The organism is Paenibacillus sp. T2-29, from assembly GCF_052921365.1.
Genome location: NZ_JBREVE010000005.1, coordinates 296,443 through 315,633, shown reverse-complemented (window position 1 = coordinate 315,633; position 19,191 = coordinate 296,443). Strand labels below are relative to the sequence as shown.

The 19,191-nt window shown below is 45.0% G+C and carries 15 protein-coding genes; all 15 read right to left on the bottom strand.

The window, feature by feature from the left end; all coding sequences use genetic code 11:
* Positions 1-302: 302 nt before the first annotated feature.
* Positions 303-1,490: an MFS transporter gene (locus tag ACU1JV_RS16715; RefSeq protein WP_253806585.1), complete on the bottom strand. Its 1,188-nt coding sequence runs from the start codon at positions 1,488-1,490 to the stop codon at positions 303-305.
* A 35-nt stretch (positions 1,491-1,525) separates the two neighbouring features.
* Positions 1,526-2,659 carry an MGDG synthase family glycosyltransferase gene (locus ACU1JV_RS16710; RefSeq protein WP_058830806.1) on the bottom strand — a complete coding sequence of 378 codons (1,134 nt, stop codon included), beginning with the start codon at positions 2,657-2,659 and terminating at the stop codon, positions 1,526-1,528.
* A 22-nt stretch (positions 2,660-2,681) separates the two neighbouring features.
* Complete coding sequence (locus ACU1JV_RS16705) at positions 2,682-3,383, bottom strand: polysaccharide deacetylase family protein (protein ID WP_058830807.1); 702 nt, start codon at positions 3,381-3,383, stop codon at positions 2,682-2,684.
* 30 nt (positions 3,384-3,413) lie between these two features.
* Entirely contained in the window at positions 3,414-4,580 is a 1,167-nt protein-coding gene (locus tag ACU1JV_RS16700; protein ID WP_058830808.1) for an MGDG synthase family glycosyltransferase, read from the bottom strand.
* A 24-nt stretch (positions 4,581-4,604) separates the two neighbouring features.
* Positions 4,605-5,126 (bottom strand): phosphatase PAP2 family protein, encoded by a 522-nt coding sequence (locus ACU1JV_RS16695; protein ID WP_413986176.1) that lies wholly within the window; start codon positions 5,124-5,126, stop codon positions 4,605-4,607.
* Positions 5,104-5,742, bottom strand: coding sequence for a YqaA family protein (locus ACU1JV_RS16690; protein ID WP_413986177.1), 639 nt, complete (start codon positions 5,740-5,742; stop codon positions 5,104-5,106). The genes ACU1JV_RS16695 and ACU1JV_RS16690 overlap by 23 nt, the downstream gene beginning before the upstream one ends.
* A gap of 141 nt (positions 5,743-5,883) precedes the next feature.
* A complete protein-coding gene (locus ACU1JV_RS16685; RefSeq protein ID WP_058712612.1) occupies positions 5,884-6,513 on the bottom strand; it encodes a YkoP family protein in 630 nt (209 codons plus the stop codon).
* 833 nt (positions 6,514-7,346) lie between these two features.
* On the bottom strand, positions 7,347-7,604 hold the full coding sequence (locus tag ACU1JV_RS16680; protein WP_413986178.1) for an XRE family transcriptional regulator: 258 nt from the start codon (positions 7,602-7,604) through the stop codon (positions 7,347-7,349).
* Positions 7,605-7,767: 163 nt separating this feature from the next.
* Positions 7,768-10,386, bottom strand: coding sequence for a phosphoenolpyruvate synthase (ppsA, locus tag ACU1JV_RS16675; RefSeq protein ID WP_413986179.1), 2,619 nt, complete (start codon positions 10,384-10,386; stop codon positions 7,768-7,770).
* 606 nt (positions 10,387-10,992) lie between these two features.
* Complete coding sequence (locus tag ACU1JV_RS16670; protein WP_137078570.1) at positions 10,993-11,745, bottom strand: alpha/beta fold hydrolase; 753 nt, start codon at positions 11,743-11,745, stop codon at positions 10,993-10,995.
* A gap of 223 nt (positions 11,746-11,968) precedes the next feature.
* On the bottom strand, positions 11,969-12,862 hold the full coding sequence (locus tag ACU1JV_RS16665; RefSeq protein ID WP_013371307.1) for a carbohydrate ABC transporter permease: 894 nt from the start codon (positions 12,860-12,862) through the stop codon (positions 11,969-11,971).
* A gap of 13 nt (positions 12,863-12,875) precedes the next feature.
* Positions 12,876-13,790 (bottom strand): ABC transporter permease, encoded by a 915-nt coding sequence (locus ACU1JV_RS16660; protein ID WP_014599785.1) that lies wholly within the window; start codon positions 13,788-13,790, stop codon positions 12,876-12,878.
* Between the two features lie 63 nt (positions 13,791-13,853).
* Positions 13,854-15,590, bottom strand: a complete 1,737-nt coding sequence (locus ACU1JV_RS16655) for a sugar ABC transporter substrate-binding protein (protein ID WP_165083967.1) — start codon at positions 15,588-15,590, stop codon at positions 13,854-13,856.
* 268 nt (positions 15,591-15,858) lie between these two features.
* A complete protein-coding gene (locus tag ACU1JV_RS16650; protein WP_165083968.1) occupies positions 15,859-17,280 on the bottom strand; it encodes a response regulator transcription factor in 1,422 nt (473 codons plus the stop codon).
* Positions 17,277-18,989 (bottom strand): sensor histidine kinase, encoded by a 1,713-nt coding sequence (locus ACU1JV_RS16645; protein WP_165083970.1) that lies wholly within the window; start codon positions 18,987-18,989, stop codon positions 17,277-17,279. Before ACU1JV_RS16645 ends, ACU1JV_RS16650 begins: the two co-directional genes overlap by 4 nt.
* Between the last annotated feature and the right edge of the window lie 202 nt (positions 18,990-19,191).

The following is a 19,191-nucleotide window of genomic DNA, read 5'->3' as shown; positions in this document are numbered from 1 at the left end:
CGGAGGTGCCGAAATTCCCCAACCCGGCCATACAATTTTTTGATAGCATTCGTAACACTTTTGTTTTCACTTATTATTTTCTTTTTTACGATTCAACTCTCCCCTGTTTCAGTGTACTTTCTTTTTTGATTGCAATCGTAGGAGTCCTGCTTGAGAAAAGCCAGCAGCCCATGAAGCACATCTTTAGAGGCTAAGAAACCGATATAGGTCAAGGTGTTGTTGCTCGGCGGAATGGGGAGCGCGATGAAGTTAGCTGCAAGCCGATGAGCAAGACCAGGTATCCATATTCGTGAAACAATTGTTCAACTAACCCGATCAAGTCCATGAGCATTCTCCCTCTTGTGCTGCAATGTCCCGCGAGCCGAAACAAGCTTGTTTTGCGGCAAAATTAAATAAAAAAGTGCAAGAACAGCCAGTAAAGCAGCGCTGATGCTAATGGCAGTTTCATTCGTATACTGGCTGGCTATCCATCCCCCGATGACCGGACCAATCATAATACCGAGCCCTTCAATCCCTGAGAGTACTCCCCACCCGGTCCCCTTCTGATCCTCCGGAACAAGGTACGACAGCACCGCATTCCAGGCCGGAAGCACGGCTGAGTAAGACAATCCCAGCATAAAGGCAAACAGCATCGTTAATGCAGGCGGCGGCATGGATACGATTAACAGAGCCAATATGACCGTAAGCGATACGAAACCGGCGAACAGCATTTGCTTGTGCCCCCATCGATCGGCCAGCTTCCCCATCGGGACCAGAAACAGCATCGCACCGGCCCCGCCGAATATGAGCATTATCGAATATTGCGGCTGGCTCAGACCGAGATGGTCAGCGGCAAAACCGGGCAGTATCGGCAGCAGCAGTCCCGCGGCGGTCATCTGCAGAACCATGCCTGGCAGTAGCCATTTCAGCTGAACGAGTCTTCTTCGCAGTCTTGTCGCTTGTTCGGCAAAGCTGACGTTCTGGAGGTGCAAGGGGGTTGTTCTGTTAATCCCGAACGATGCAATGCAGCCGACGGCGAGCAGCGCAGCCATCAGCCGGAAGGCAGGTACGAAGCCATAATCGAAGGTGAGATTGATTGTGATCGGCCCCAGACCGATGCAGGCCAGCCACACGGTGTATATCGCCCCAATCTGGGCTGCCCGCTCCGTCAGCCGGATTTTCTCCAGACAAATGAGCCATATAGGCGACGCCCCCATCCCAAGCATCACGGAACCGGCAACGAGCCCCCAGGCATATGGACTAAAGAACACAGCGGCTAGTCCGGACAGCATCAGGACGAAAGTGGCGGGCAGCAGCCAGCGCAGCGAAAACCTGTCCAGCAAATATCCAGCCACACATTTAATCAGCGTATCGGCTGTATAATGAAGCGAGACGGCAAGACCGACCAAAGCAACGGTTTGCCCCGATTCGTTGACGGCAAAGTTCGGCAGGAACGAGAACAAGAAAGCGCTTCGGACAAACTCTGTGCAAAAAAGCACCGTGAACAGCATCAGAGTAGAAAACTTGAACGCGCTCCTCCCGCTCATCATATTTCACCCCTTCTTAAGGGGCTTGCCTCAGGAAACAAATGCCGAACAATATGGTCCGCAGACGTTTTCTGCCTTGCTGCGAGCAGCCCGTTCATCATTGACTGCTTGATCGGCTCAGAGGAGATCATCGCTCGTATCTGCAACACCAGATCATGAATCGTAAAGGCCACGGCTGCCGCTCCTTTGCGCTGCAAATACAAGGCATTTTCCTTCTCCTGCCCCAGAAACGGATTTAGGATGAAAATCGGAACCCCGGCCTGAATCGCCTCGGATAGTGTAACGCCTCCCGCTTTCGTGATGACGCAGCAGGCCCTGCTCATCAAAACATGCAATTGATAGGTGAAGCCGAATACATCCACTCTTGCATCATCCGCCCAGCTCTCCGCAAGTCTCCGTCTCCATCTTTTCTGCCGGCCGCAAATCACTTGAATGCGGACGCCTGACAAGAGTAGCAGCTTCCCGATGAGCCTCGATAGCGATTGTAATGTGCCGCAGACGTTGGCCATAAGCAGAATCACATGCTCATCTGCCTCTTTAACGGAGCTGGAACCGATCATTGCCGCATCATAAAATGACTCCCTGACCGGAATTCCGGTCACGGTAATACGACTCTCGGGGACGCCCTGCCTGACCATGGCCTCTTTGACGTCGCTGGCAGGGACAAAATAGTGATCCGGCTTGGCGAACAGCCATCTTCGGTGAACGTCAAAGTCTGTTATGACAACAGCAGTCCGGGGACGGATCGCAGATAATGCCTCGCTGCTTGGCAAGCTGCCGAATGGGAATGTATAAATGATGACTTCCGGCTGGTACTGGAAGATGATTTTCTTGAGCCTGTCGCCACCAAGACTGTTCATCCAGGCCGCAATCTTTCCCTTCATGGGAAGCCGGTTGGTCAGATGGTAGATCCATCCGTAATAGGGGATGCCTAGGCTGGCTGCATGCGGGCTTTGCCGGTATAGAAAGCGGATTATTTTGTTCAGCACAGGATATGCTTCCCGGAACAAGTCGACAATCGCCACCTCGCTATAACCATTGCGAATTAAGCTTTGCTGCAACACCTTGGACACCTGATGATGACCTTCTCCGTAATCGGCCGTTAAAATTAAAATTTGTGGTTCCTGTCCCACTATTGTCACCTCATTTCACTTGTCAAGCCATTTCATCCAGACGAACGAATTGCAAGTTGCGTCCCTGTAATTGATGTAGTACTTCCTCCAGAGCCTGAAGCATAAAATATGGTGCGTGACGGTCCGCTCCCGGCGTATCTCCGCTGTCATGCAGTAAAATAACAGATCCGTCCGTAATTCCGTTCAGCAGCGTTGCCTTCAGCTTCTTGCGGCAGCTCCTGCTGCGCCAATCCCCCGCCTTCAAGGACCAGAGTACGATGCGGTACGATTTGGGATGAAAGAAATCGAAAGCGTTCATGAGCCCCCATGGCGGACGATAGTGATCCGGCCTTTTTCCAATTATAGATTCAATAATATCTGCGGTCCGTTTCATATGATCACGCCGCACCGTCCAGGGAAGCATCAGCCAATTGGAGGTGTGAGCGTAATTGTGGATTCCAATCTGATGACCTTCACGATCCATTCTTCTGATTAGATCCGGGTGCAGCTCCGCCTGCGAGCCAAGCACGAAGAATGTGGCCTTCACTTGATAATCCTGCAATAAATCCAATAATTCCGGTGTATACCTCGGATGCGGCCCATCGTCGAATGTGAACGCTACCTGGTTCTTGGTCGTTCCCTTACGAAAGGCTCCCAATCTGACTATTCTTGGCAGAAAACTGGGAATTAGCATATACAGACTGATGAAGCCTATGAGCCCAATCAACAAATATTTAACAAGCAACGTCTTTATCCCCCTTAGTGAAAATTAAGCTTAAGCATATTGCTGCAAGGAGCAAACCCATTTTTCTTCCTGGGTATCGCTCTGCATGCTCAGAATTTGCATGACCGCATGTCTGGCGGAATCCTGCTGTCTGCACAGCCCTGCATTCTCCCTCATTTCTTCCAATAGGGAAGGCTGTTGAACCAGCCGCTGAAGCTGATCCTCCAAATTGTCATTCTGACATAGATACGCTACTCCCGCTTGAATCAAATAACTAGCATTATCCTTTTCCTGCCCCATTCGTGGCTCCAGCAGCAGCATGGGAAGCTGAAGCGCCAGCGCTTCGGAGGTCGTCAGTCCGCCCGGCTTGGTAATCAATACGTCTGCGGACGCCATCCATTCATGGATTCCCTCCAGGAAGCCTGTCAGCATGACGTTATCCCTGTCTCCCAACGCTTCATGCAGACGGTTCAGCAGCTTCACATTGCGTCCGCATACGATCACAAATTGCACGTTAGGGGGAAAAGAGTCAGATTGCATTTGCTCGATGAAGGATTTATCGATAATCCCGCAACCGCCCCCCATCACCAGCACGACAAAGGCGTCAAGAGGCAAGGCCAGCTTCTCGCGCAGCCGGTCTTTATTGTCGGTCTGACTGTAGGAAGGGCGAACAGGGATGCCCGTTACAGCAATTTTGTGGTCAGCAACGCCTTTTCTCTGCAGAGCTGCACGCACACCTTCGGAGCCGACCAGATACAGATCCGTAAACGGATGTATCCAATAACTGTGATCGGAATGGTCAGTAATGACTGTTGCCGCAGGCAGATCCGTCATCCCTTTTTCCTTAAGCAAGGAAATGGCGGCTGATGCCAGCGGGAACGTACTGACAATCAACGTCGGCTGTTCCTCATTCAGAAGTTTGAGCAGCCGATGTAGGCTGGTTGTGAGAAAATGCTTCAGGAAGAAAGTAAGTGTACTGTCCGTCCGGGTCTTCTGATACATATATCCGTATGAGGAGGGAAAATGCTTCACCCATTGCAGGAAGCAATACCGTTCAACCACATGCATGCGGGGATGGATCCATTGCATAAAGTCGACCACCTCTACTCTCTGTTTGTACAACACCGATGCCTCCAAAATCGCCTTGGCCGCCTGCATATGTCCATCCCCGAGCGCGCCGGACAAAATCAGCAGCTTTTCCCGTTTTATGTTATTCATCAACAATCGCCTCCTTCGTGAAATTTAACTATGTATGAACAAAATAACCAGCACCGCCGTTAGGAATCCGACCATCCCACCAGCCACACAATCGATTGGATAGTGATAGCCCCAATAAACCCGGGATATGGCCACCAACAAGGCCAGACCAATCAAGACAAGCATAATTGCCGGCGATGAGGCCAACATAAAAGGTGTAACCAGGGCGAAAATAGCGGTTGTATGGCCGGATGGGAAGGAATAATCCTTCAACGGGAATTTGCCTACCTTTACCTGCTCCAGCTTGCGGAAAGGCCGGTCTCTGCGCACCTTTCTCTTGATCAGAACAGCAACGATATGGCTAACGGCCAGTGCGATCAAGCTTTGCAGCCCGATTCTGCTGAACTCCCCCTCGGCGAACCATGCCAAGGACACTGCGCAAATGATGGTAAATAAAGCTCCGCCCAAATGAGTAATCCATCCGAACAATCGATCCAGGGCCCGACTACTCAGCCGATGGTTGCACCAGAAGAACATCGTTTGATCAATTTGCCTTATCCACTGCATTCTGCTTTCCGCCTCCGTTCCCTGTTTTTTCGATCGGTTGATGTTCATCCCTTATCTTCCTCCGCTCAGACAGCTTCCGTATTAAGAACCATATTGCCGCAATCGCTATACCAACGCCCACCAGCATAATCGTGAGAACTTGGTTCACCATATTCTCTGCCGCGCGGCCATATATATAGAAGAGAAAACCGACTACATAAAACTTCACCGCCCGGCCAATGGCCGCATAGCTGAGCAGCTTCCATAACGTATAATTCATGCATCCGGATAAAATCGTAAATATTTTAAACGGAATCGGAGTGAACGATCCGATCAGGATTGCGGCCTCGCCACGGCGGGCAAATAAGTCGCTTGCCGAATCCAGCCATTTTTTCTTCATTACACTGCCTAAAACATGCTTTCCCGACAGCTTGCCAATCCCATAACCGATCGGTGTTCCAAGCAGGCTTCCGGCAAAGCCAACCGTAGCGAGCCATAAAGCCGACTCCGGTTGCATCGCGCTTAAAGAAAGCTGCAGGAAGAACGCCGGGATAGGGAAGATAATCGCATCGAGCATAGCGTGAATAAAAAGTCCCGTCGCTCCGAAGTTCTGTAAAAATTCCATAATTTCATCCATGAATGCCTTCCCGCCTTTGTTACAGAGCATGATGAAAAATAGGTTACCTCTGGGTGGTATGGGTTTCCAGTCGCTGTGTTTCAACTCCATACCGCCCTCCAGGAACTTACCCACCACGCTCCTAGTTTCTTTTGTTTTTAATTAATTGGATCTTGATTTGGGTAGACATAACTCCTTTGAAACGGACTGTCTCTTCATCGTCATAAATCGGTTCCTCAGCGAGCTGCGGGAGTGAATCAGCATCATCGGTATCAATTGTTCAGTCTTGCGGCCAATCCGCTTATTGCCTTCAGGGTGCATGACGGATAACAACAATCGTAGATAAGCCGTTGTAATGCATTGGAACAGATCGGATTTCATCGGTTGTTGTTCGAAACCAAGACCATGTATCAAACCACGATGAAGCAGCGTAATGGCGACTAACGCCTTCACCTCTCTGAACTCCGGCTGACTTGCGAATGCCTCGCTGATCTGCTGCATGGATTTCCGTGTAAGCCGGGCCGTCATGAGCGCCGCGCGGTCTGAGTCTTCGGATTTGGTCAGCATCAGAATCGTTTCATTATTGAGATGGAGTTCCCCGACCAGATCGCCTTTATCGATGATGGTGGAGTCCGCACAGACGATGCTCTCCCCTCGGTGTTTCTTAATCATGACTTTGCAAATTCCAAAGTGCGATGTATGCGATCCGCGAAAGCGTGATATCCAATCGAACCCTCTTTCCCACACCATCCAGACTGCCTGCATTGAAGATTTGCGTAAACGAAGCAACATTGATCCAACCATCCCTCATTCTTATTTTAATCGACAAATTCCATTGAAATTGTCAAACTGAAATAATATTTCTATGTGAATTCCTTATCTCTGTTAACTTAATGATAGAGGATTTAACCAAGAGAGCATACGGGCTGAAGTACTGGCAGGGCCGGATACATCCGGTTGCCTACTGTACATGATTAAGTATGAAAAACAAATCTTAATTAAACGTAAAGAGATTCTTAAAAAAAAGTTAATTTTTGTTTCGGGTTGGGGGTCCGTCACACAATTTGATGCACATCGCTGCTCGCTCAAGTTTTCATATATAAGTGCGACCAAAAATAGTAAGCCAATAAGAAACACTTAAACTTTGATGAGGTAAGTATCAGAGTGGCAAATAGGTCGGAATGGTATTGAAAATCTGCCATATTTCACTCCTTTTCGAATGGTGAATAATTTCATAACGCAATCGCTCCATTATTTTAGAATGTTGTTCTGCTTTACCCCCTCACCTTACCTCCGATATTGTTAAATTGAACAGTGATAAAACCGCCAAGCTTTGATGACATCGTACTTGGGCCTGTCACATATACCGCATGACAAACTGTCAACTATCTTATATGACTAGGTCTGAATCATTCGAAAATTGATTTGCAAAAAAATATAAGAAGGTGTGCGTAATTCGTGTTCTCGATAATGAAAAAAAGGTTCTGATTATAATAATGGAATTTATTCACTCACTTTCTAAGGAAATTCTGCCCGTTAAAAAAGGAGCCGATCACGTTGATCAGCTCCTTTTTTTTATTAATTTAGCGTTTGCCGTTATAGTTTAATGGATCACATTTGTTGTCTTAATGGAACTTGCCACTTATTCCATTAATTCCCTTTACTTCATTATCATTCGGAATTAATTCATACAATGTACGAACATCACAACCGATGGAATCGGCGATTGATATGGCAATTTTGAGTGGCATCACTCTCTTGTTTTCAATAAAGTCGTAAACTCGTTCCGGTTTAAAAAGCAAGTCTTTTGCCAGCCATTCTGCTGACTTTCCGGATTCCATCAATCGTTCACTCAGTAAGCAACGTCCTAGTTCAAATTTCAAGAAGCGATGACCTCCCGCATAAGATAATATTTAACCTAAGCGTTGTCCATTGCCAGCATGAATATACTTCATAAAGGGAGCCATAACGATAAAGTTCCTCATGCGTCGGCCCAATTGTTGGGTGAGCTCCTTCCAGTCGCTATCGTTTCCCCTTATTTATCCATTACAAAAATTCGATATACCCTTCTGTTCCATGCACGCGAATTCGTTGCCCATCTTTTATCAGTTTGGTCGCATTCTCCACTCCGACAACGGCTGGCAAGCCATATTCACGTGCGATAACGGCTCCGTGGGTCATCAGTCCGCCCACCTCCGTAACCAACCCTTTTATGGATAAAAACAATGGAGTCCAGCTGGGATCAGTAAAGGCGGTGACTAGTATATCGCCATCTTCCAGATCAGCCCCTTCTATATTCAGGAGCACACGTGCCCGCCCCTCTACAACACCCGAAGAAACAGCGAGGCCTACAATAGCTTTAGCGGGGATATTTTCTCGTTTGTACTGACCCGTAATGATTTCGCCATCAGACGTGATAACACGTGGCGGAGTTAGTTTTTCATATAATCTATACTCATCTTTGCGTTTGTCGATGACCTGGTAATCCAGTTTATTTGTGCGTATGGTTTCCTGCAATTCTTCAAAAGCGAGATAGTAAATATCTTCTTTTTCATGAAGAACGTTGGCTTGTACGAGTCGTTCCGCTTCCTTTAGTAAAGCCTGTTTATAAATGAAGTAGCGACTAACAATGTCGTATTTCGGATATTCACGATAACCGATGAAATTCCGGATCTGGTCGATCATTTGTTTTGTCTCTTCGGCTTTTTGTTCACCATCCGGTAATTGTTTCAATCGGGCTAATAAATCCTGTTCTTTTTTCATTGCCTCCTGTCGCCCTTGCTCAAATTTTCGTTTACTGGCGCCAGGCTCAAGGTTTTTGATGTTACTGAGGATCATAGGTACCAATATATTTGGTTTTTCACTCCAGCGTGTTCTTGTAATATCGATCTCCCCGGCACATCGCATTCCATATTTGTCGAGATAAGCAGTAATAACATCACGCACCTGCTGTCCACCTTCGAATTGAACCAGTTCTTCTAAAAAGTTATCATCCTTTACCTGTTGTAAATACTCAATTATTTTCGGGTAGGGACGAATCACATCTGCAACATCCAGTAGCTCCATACCCATTTCAGAAGTGACGTTGTTAGGTACAGATAGGGAAAGTGTGTCTCCTACGTTTTTTTCACCTAACCATTCATCCATTTTTTCATTGATCCATGCTGAAGCATGGATGGCGGACATAATCACACTCAAGTTTTTCAGATCTGACGCACGCTGCCTCCGATGCTGCATATCTTCCAGGATACAATCTAATACATCCAATCCTGATTTCGTTTGGATGTTATGTTTTAAAGCTGATAACGATGTCTCACTACTCTTAATCAAATCGGCAACAATTGCCGGGTCGTTCCCTGCTTCTGCCAGAATATCCGCAGACGACATACCCTTATGGCTTTTAACGGGTCCCGGTTCGCTTTTGTCAGATGGGTCCAATTTTATGAAATCTCCCCGCTCTATGATGGTAATAAGCGCGTCTTTTATGAGCGGATCGGAGTGTCCTAAAACATCCAATAAATTTTGTCTGCCATCCGGTGAAGCCAGACCCATTGTGATATCCACAAACAGCCTTCCACCACCAGTTTTAAACATGGGTGTGGCACCTGTTAACATCCAAACAGATATTCCCAGTGGTTTAATAGGATCAGTCATCATTTGCTGATGGCCGACAGATACATACACGTGATTCTCCTGGTCATTTGCTTTAGGTATGGGATATAAAGTGGTGATCGGCCGGCTCTGGACAATATAAAATGTATCATCAGCCAAACACCATTCGATGTCTTGGGGGCAGCCGAAATGTTCTTCGATCTGTCTTCCAATGCGTGCCAGTTGTAAAATTTGTTGATCCGTAAGGGTTTGCGTCTTTTGCTGATCAGGATTGAGCTGCTTGGTCTCTGTTCCGCCTTTTTTTCGTCCATAAATAGCCATTTTTTTGGTTTCTATCCTCTTGCTGACGATTACCCCATTCTGTACTTGATAACAATCTGCAGATACCAAGCCGGAGACCAGCGCTTCTCCAAGTCCGAAACTTGCATCGATAGAGAGCAGCTTTCGGTTGCCATTGATGGGATCAGCGGTAAATAAAATCCCTGAAGCCTGTGGGAACACCATCCTTTGAACGATGACAGATAAATAAACTTGACTGTGATTAAATCCATTCTGCATTCGGTAAATTACCGCGCGTTCCGTAAATAAAGAAGCCCAACATTTGCGGATATGCTCCAAGATGGATTCTTTGCCGATAATATTTAAATAGGTATCTTGTTGACCAGCAAAAGAAGCATGCGGCAAATCCTCAGCAGTCGCACTAGAACGCACGGCATAAGCATATTCATCACCAAACTGGGAGAGATAGTGAACAACTGCTTTCACAACATCAGAAGGAATGGCTACTTCCATAATGGCCTGTCGAATCTTCTTGCTGATATCATCAATTTGTTCTCGATCTTTTACTTTAAGCGTAGCTAGCTGATCCAGAAAAGCCTGAACTATTTCATTTTGTTCGATGGCTTTTTTATATCCCAATGTTGTAACACAAAACCCTTCTGGCACTTGTATTCCTTCCATTTTGGTTAATGCCCCTAAGTGCAGTCCTTTTCCACCAACCAGCAAAAGCTGAGTGTTATCCATTTCTTGAAAATCGAGAACCAGTGAATTCATTCAACATCTCTCCTAACCATTAATATAGAGAAAAAAGCGAACAATCATGATCATGCCTAGTCACCGCCGAAGTAAGTCGCCGCGTACTTCTTCTCAAAACCGCTTGATTATGTACGCAGCCTGATTGCACATTCCATCTTCCTTTCTATTTACTGGGGGGGTAAAAAAACATTGACAAATCAAAGTTCTAGATGTACTATAATAATAGGGATAATATTTTTTGGTTGTTTATATGATTTGTCAATAACGCTATCGATTATATCATAGCTATTTTTTGTGTTCAATTATTTTATATAAAAAGAGATGATCCTTGAATTTATCAGGGTCATCTCTTTTTGTGTTCAGTTGAACCATCATGTTAGTTTGGTTAGTCATTCTTGATGATCTATCGTCCCTCTGTCTCTTGGATCTATTATTGTTTTGTCAGCAGAAAATAAGGCCCTAGACTGTCGCTGTTCCATATCCGTAAACAAACGCTTTCCACTCACCCGCCGCTTTCAAGCGCTAAGATGTTTCTTCCGGGTTGCTCTTTAAGGTTCAAAACTTCTTATTACCCCATTATAATACTTTGATTCAAGAGATACCCAACCAATTCACGCACGGTTCTCACCTGTGATAAAACTGTCGGATGTTATTAGCTAGTTCCTCCGCATGAGTAAGAACAAGCATATGATCGGCCCCTTTGATTTCGGCAAACCTAATTGCAGGTACACGCTTGAAGTGCTCGGCAATATTAAACATATCCGGCCATTCTATTGTTCCTTGTATAAATAACGTACTCGCTGCAATTTTTTCTAAACGTTCAATCGAAGGCGGCTCTGGCCAAAGGACCTCAAAGCTTCTCCACTCGGTGAATACCCTTGTCATGTAGTGAGTATGCATTTCAGTCAGAAAACTCCGATGGGGGCTGGCCATCGTAGCCCGATAGATCGGTGCGGCTAAGGACAACTCTACAAGTTTTGAAATATCGGGAGCGGCCGCATTCACTGATGCCATATAATTGGTGAATTCTTGCGAATATGCAAATCCCGTTAATGAAGGGGCAATCACCACTAGCCGCTCAACCATAGATGGATATGATAACGCAAAGTCAGTCGCGACTTGCCCACCGATGGAATGGCCAACAAGTGTGACAAGATCCAGTCCGAGATGTTCGAGAAGTTTGCGTAAATCCTCCACAAGTGAAGTCGGCTCTTGCATAGCAGGCGAGTGGCCGGTTCCTCGACCATCGAAGGTAATGATCTGGAATGATTTTGCTAGTTCAGGCACCATATATCTCCATACCCTTGAGTCGACACCTCCCGAGTGAATCATGACTATAGGGACTCCATTCCCTTCGATTTCGTAAAAAAGTTCCACCTTGTTACCCTCCCCCATGTGGTAATATTTTCTCGAGTAACATTTTAATCATGACTGAACATACAGTCTATATTAAAAACGATATCCACTTCGGAAATAAAAACAATATCTCATTTTGGCATACAACGTTTTCTTTCCACCAATTTTTTTATTTTCCATTGTTCATTACAACCCTTCCATACAGGGATAGTTTCTTTTATCTTAATCAAGTCACAGCATACAATTACTCTTTTACCGATCCTACAACAATTCCAGTCACAAAATATTTTTGAAGTAACGGATAAATCAGCAGTAGCGGGATGACAGCGACTACGATTTTTGCCGCATTTAGATTTTTGTTTGAAATTTCAGTCAAGTTGCTGAGTTGTGCTGAGTTGGTGCCGGATTGAAGAAGTTCCGCAATATTCACGTTAAGGGACTGAATATACGTCATGAGCGGATAATTGCTGACTTGAGTCATATAGATCAAACCGCTGAAGAAATCATTCCACGTTCCCACGATACTGAATAGTGCTACCGTCGCCAGCGCAGGGATGGACACGGGAACATACACTTTGAACAGGACCTGCAGCGGACTCGCCCCATCGATGAATGCTGCTTCTTCAAGGGCCTTAGGTACAGCAGAGAAGAAGTTCATGACAAGGATGACACTGAATATAGGGACAGCTCCTGGTAGAACAAGCGACCAAATTGTATTGAGCATATCGAGGTTTTTGATCAATAGATAACTCGGGATCATCCCACCGCTGAACAGCATGGCAAAAATCATGACGTTCATATAAATGTTTCTGCCCTTAAATTCTCTTTTTGACTTGGAGAGCGGGTATGCCATTAGAACAATAAGAATCATGTTGAGAAGAAGTGTAAGCACAACACGTAGAACAGATATGCCAAAGGAACGCCAGAACTGAGCATCATCGATAATTTTCGTATACGCTGCGGTTGTAAAATTGACCGGTACGAGACCTACAGCATTAGCTGACACGGCCTCGCTGCTGCTAAATGAAATCGCAACGATATTCCATAATGGAAGTAGGCAGATCAATGCCAGCAATATGACGATGGCATAGATGACTAACCCGCCAATTCGATTTTTTTGGCTTACAGAATACGACACAGGCTTCGCCTCCTTAAAATATTTTTCGGTCGGTGTATTTTTTGGCTAATTGGTTGGCGGACAATAGCAAAACAATACCAATCACTGACTTGAACAGGCCAACAGCCGTACCGAAGCTATACTGTCGCCCAACGAGTCCAATCCGATATACATAAGTATCCAGAATATCTCCCGATTCATAGACAACTGGGTTATACAGATTATAAATTTGATCGAAGCCGGCACTCAAAATATTGGTCAGACTCATCACTCCCATGAGCAGGATAATAGGCAGCATGCCTGGCAACGTAATATGCCATACTTTTCTCCACCAGCTGGCTCCATCCATTCCTGCCGCTTCATACAGACCCGGATCAATCGAAGTAATTGCAGCCAAATAGACGATGGAACTGTAACCGAATTCCTTCCACACGTCTGTCCCAATAATCAGCGGCTGGAACCAGGTGTTGCTGCCGAGAAAATTAATATTCTCCAGACCGAAAAAAGCCAAAATTTGATTCACAATCCCATCCAAACTGAACATGTTAACAACCACGGATGCTAGAACTACCCAGGATAGAAAGTGTGGCAGATAAACGATTGTCTGCACGGATTTTTTAACGAATTTGATGCGGATCTCATTTAACAAAATGGAAAAAATGATAGCCATCAGTGTTCCCAATAGAATCTTGGCAATGGCAATCACCAACGTATTACTAAAAACCTGTGCGATGTCCGGCAGCTTAAACATATAAATAAAGTGCTTCAGCCCTACAAATTTGGAGCCTAACATTCCCTTGGCTGGTATATAATCCTGAAACGCCGTAATGACACCGACCATCGGAACATAGCTGAATACCAGCAAAAATAAAATACCCGGAAGCATCATCAGATGATATATGGCACCCGTGCCGAACCGGATTTTTGCTTTATCGTTTCCCTGTTTCATGGATGGACCCCTTTCCTAAAAGCAGGGCTGCAATACGCAGCCCTGTTAGCAGTTTAAGATTGTTTATTTTTTGGATGCAACCTCGTCTTTAATTTCCTGAATTACCTGGTCACCGCCTTGCTTCTTCCAATTGCTAACGAATGTATCGAAGTAATTCAGAGGTTCTGCACCTGTCACGATTTTGATAAAAGATTCCTGCTCCATCTTGGTCAGATTAGCCCAGGTCTGTTTCATGCTTGGTGTAGTTCCGGAGAAAGCGGGTGTCATCCATACAAATTTGTTTTCCCGTGTCAGTTTGTCAATGAGTCCCACTCCGTTGATACGCGAGTGATATTTCGACCAGGCTGTTACGTTATCCGTATCCATATTACTTAAGTAAGTCTGGATACTTTTAATATTGTTCTTTGATTCTGTTGTCCGGACCTGATCCAAACTTATCTCTCCTTTAATCCCTCGAACGATATCAGAGTAGTCATCCAGTAACGAGGTCGCCGAGTTGACTTCAATATTAAACGGTCTGGTAGAACCGTCTACGCCGTTCTCTTGATACTTGGCAGCTTCTGGCATAGTTGTTCCCACATTTTTATCATTTGCCAGTTTATCGTAGAAAAGGTTTGCGATTTTAACGGCGAGTTCCGGGTGTTCGTATCCTTTTCTTACAACGATAAACTGATTAGCTGGGTTGGCGTGTGCCACGTTTACCTTTCCATCTGCATCTTCCAAAGTGTAAGCCGTGAATTTCGCATTCTTATCCTTCTGCTTCACGTTGCCCAGACCCCAGTCGGGAATATGCCATGGTCCAAAAGCAATACCGCATTGGCCGTTGGTGTACAGTGCCGTAATATCATCAAATGTGCGTGTTCCAAATTGCGGATCGATGATGCCTCTCTTGAACCAATCTGCCATGACGCCTAGCATCTGCTTGGTTTCCTCTGTTGTTGAGCCATAAACAATGCTGCCGTCTTTACCCTTCATCCAATACTGAGGGAATGAACCCTTCGTTGAGGCAACTCCAAGCATGGTATAGGCAGAACCATTATAGTCAGTTGTATTCAGGGTGTTCACAAAGGGAATACCTACCGGTTTCCCGGTTTGACCCGGATCTCTTTTCAAGAATTCCTCGGCCGTTTTCTCCACATCGTCCAGCTTGATGGTACCATCTCCGTCTGCATCAAGCTGGATTCCCAGTAGATCCAGCCAATCCTGACGAACCCAGACCATGGTTGGTGCGGAATCTAGGGAAGTAGCTGGAAGCGCCATTAAACGTCCATCTATCGTCGCATTGTCTAACGCCCGGCCCTCATAAGAGTCGTAAATATTCTTGATATTATCTGTGGCATACTGTTTGTAAATTTCCGTCATATCTTCAATCAGATCATTATCAACCAGTTCTTTGAGTTCATCCTTGGAATCGACACGCATCATGTCAGGCAGTTCTCCAGAGGCGATGGCGAGCGAAACCTGACGGCTGTAATCTTCTCCGTTGGCTTCAAATTGGTCTTTAATCTGAGCGTTAAACGCTTTTTTGACCAGTCGAGTATACGCATTGTTCTCATACGAATCTCCAGCCGGCAGCTTCGGGTTGGCCGTAGTCACACGACCCATCGTGACGGTTATTTCGTCTTTATAGGCACTGAATGGGTCTCCGGGTGTTACCTCATATTTGCCCGCTTCCTTCGCAGTGGGAGGGTTGGATGAAGCCCCACAGGCTGCAAGGGTTGAAATCATTAGGGCAGATATCGATAGTACGGCCAGACGTCTCGTCAACAATTTGCTTTTTACGGACCATTTAGTTGTCATCTCATTCGATTCCCCTTCGTTGTGAATATTTCTCTATCATTGTTGTTTACGCTTTCATTATAAAACTCGATGAAGACAAAACGAGATAGGGAATAAACGTCTGTTTGGATAGAAAAATGTATGCGGTTTCACGTCAGGCAGTGAAGTCATACTTGGCTTGTAAGCATTTATCCTACCTGCCGACATACATTTGTCTATCTTTACTTACTAACCAAAGTAAAGCACAAAAACCGGCAGCTCCTATCAGGAATCTGTCGGCTTGACTGAATTATAAAAGAGTACGCTTTTTATCCCCTCTGCCCAGCTGTCGATATTCACTTGGAAGCAGGCCTGTCAACTCGCGGAAAATTCGGCTGAAATATTTTTCATCCGTATAACCCACTCGCTCAGCAATCCAGAAAATCTGATTATTTGTATTCAATAAGTACTCTTTAGACTTCTCTATTCGTATAAAACGGGAGTACTCATTAAAGGTTTTCCCCATCAGATCCTTGAAGCATTGACTGAAATAGCTTCGGCTGATGTTCAGTTGCTGGGACAAACTTGAAGCAGTAAAGGCTTGGTCCAAATCATTTTGCATGATCATAATTGATTTTTTGACGGCGTCTACAATCTCCTGTGAATACGAGGTCTGTTCATCTGCCTTACGAATGTCCACAGAGGTCTGCTTGATCCAAGCTTCTACCTCGTACCACGATAGAAAAGAATGGATCATTGAGATTCTACCAAGCGTAGTCTCGGCAAAAAAGTGATTCCATTCCATAACTATCGAGTATAGCAATCCCATCAGCTGGCTTTTATGCAATCTTAGTGATTTGAACTGTTCAATCAGTTGGTTGTAGTAACTGTCGTTATGTGTCCATGGTGATAGAAACCAGCTTTGCTTAATTCGATCCATGTCTTCATCCTGCGGTTCTATTGGAAATGAGTCCTCCATATTCATCGAAACGGCAATGACAGGATCATAAGGGTCGTATGCATAGAATAAGGACGTTTCTGTATAATTCATAATCCAGTTTTGGATTTGCGACCACGTTCGCTCTTGTACATCGGACATAACTAGCAAGGCGCCTTGGGGAACTTGGTCCCGGTATTCCTTCAGTTTGTGGAACAGTTGATCCTCTACGTCCACGGGTGCCGCCCACATCCAACTGTTCCGTTCAACCTCCCATCGGATCTCATCTACACTGGATGTCGGTTCAATCGGCCAGCTCTGTCCTAACTTGCGATCCAGTGAAACAAGTGCATACACATGGCGGTAATGGACATTAGTCTCACTAAGCAGCGGCAGCTTTCGTTTTTTATTCGCCAGCTCGTCAATCCGGATATGTATTCGATGCAGCACGTGTTCGAATTGCTCCTTCTCGAGCTGAACCTTGGCTATATAGTCGATGGCTCCCAGCCTGAGCGCTTCCTGGATATAATCGAAATCTTGATGCAGTGTTAATACGACAATATGAAGTTCTGGATAGAGCTGCCTTGCAGCTCGCATCAGCTCAATACCTGACATCACCGGCATCGCGAGATCCGTCAACATCAGATCGACCGGTTGGGATTTCAGAAAATCCAGTGCTTTCAACCCGTTACTTGCTTCTCCTACAACTTCCATATTGAACTCATTCCACGGCATCGCGGAGCTTATGCCTTTTCGTACCAATTTGTCGTCATCCACAATCAATACTTTAATCATCCCCGAACATCTTCTCCTTTGATAGGAAGTATGAGCAGAATAATTGTCCCTGTACCCAATTCACTTTCGATCACCAGTTGTGCTTGATCTCCGTACTGTGCCCTCAACATGCGGTGAACATAATTGAGTCCGATGCCCATCCCTACTTTTTTATGTTCTGCTATACGATTGTTCAAGAGTTTTTGAATCGCTTCCTCGGTCATGCCGGCTCCATTATCCTGTATCAGAATATTCAGCGTTTTGGTGAGTGTAACTTCAATCTGAATAAAACCTTCGTCACTCAGTCCATGATAGAGAGAATTTTCAACCAACGGTTGCAGAATAAAACGAGGCACAGGTATTTGAAGCACATGGTCATCCGCTGAAATACGCACGTCAAATTCAAAGTCATATCGAATTTGCTGCAGGACTAGATACTGTCTTAGCGCATCAATTTCCTCTTCCATCGTCGATACTTGCCCTAATTTACCCAAATTGTAATACAACAGCTTGTTCAAGGATTGCACCAACTTGTCAATCTCCCCTTGTCCATTCATGACGGCCAGCCAATGTACAGTATCTAGCGTATTCATCAGAAAGTGAGGATTGATCTGATATAACAATTTTTCCACTTCCAAATCTGCACGGATCTTCTCTTTCTGCTGCACTTCCTTGAACAGGTCACCGATTTGATGCTGCATATTTGAGAATTCTCCCAATAGAAAATCGAACTCGGGAATATGAGTGCGAGTCTGGCTGCCTGCCTTTTGTGGATTCTGAGACATTCCGTTAATTTCCGAATGGAACAGACCGAGTGGCTTGTAGACCATCTTCCACAGAAGCCAAGCAAGAAATACAGTAAAGCCGAGAAAAAATAAAGCGACCAGTAATATTTGAAGCAACCACTGGTTTTTCTCCTGTTGATACTTAGCCTGCGAAATTACCGAGATGACGCTCCAATTCTGAGCGGAGTCCTCCTTAAACCAATGGTAGTCACGGGATATTCCGTCTTTTGCAGTACTTTTTGATAAGTTGAAGAAATTCTCCCCCACTTTCATCGTTTCCGGAATTTCACTGTAAACAATTTGACCTTCACCATTCAGTATCAAATGCGATAAAGCTCCTTGGTATTGGTTGTAACCTAGTATATTCTGTGTAAGACGAAAGCCGGATTCGACGTAAATATATACATCGTCCCTTTGAGGCAGTTGTACCTTTCGCATAGCAGATAAAACGAGCTGGTCATTAAATCGGTTCATACTGATATGGGGACCATAGTACGAAATGCCATAAGATTTGAAAAGCACAGGCAAAGACTCAGGGGCAAAACGATCTTTGATGGGAAAGTTAGCGAACTGTGTAGCGCCTTCTTTCTGGAAATAATATAAGGTCAAGCCTATATTCGGATTAGTAAACGTTACAACATTTAACTCATTCTTTAATTCATCTCTAGCCTCAATCAATTCAATTATATTGGAGGAAGGTTGCAAGACTTCATCCAGTTTTTTGCCTAAAGTACCGCTATATGATAATTGCTGAGTAACATGATTCAGATTGGTAATTGAATTTTCCAGTGATGAAGTTACCTGCTGTAGATTGCTCCTAATTCCATCATTGATTTTATTTACAAAAATGGAATCAATGGTATAATAAGAAATTGCAAATATACTAATAAAGGGAATAAACGCGCTGAGAAAAAACAATAAAAAGATTCTTTTTTTAAGTGTCATTCCGCCCCATTCTCCTTAGGTAAATAAAAGAGCAAGCCCCTGATTATGGAGCTTACTGTTTATTGAACAACAGCTCTATCAATTATCGTATTCCTCATAGACAGCGACCTATTTGAGAATAGACAACATCTTCATCCGATTCAGACTGGAATAATCTGAATTTTTCCATCTCGGTGAGGTCCAATTCTGTTCATAATTATAG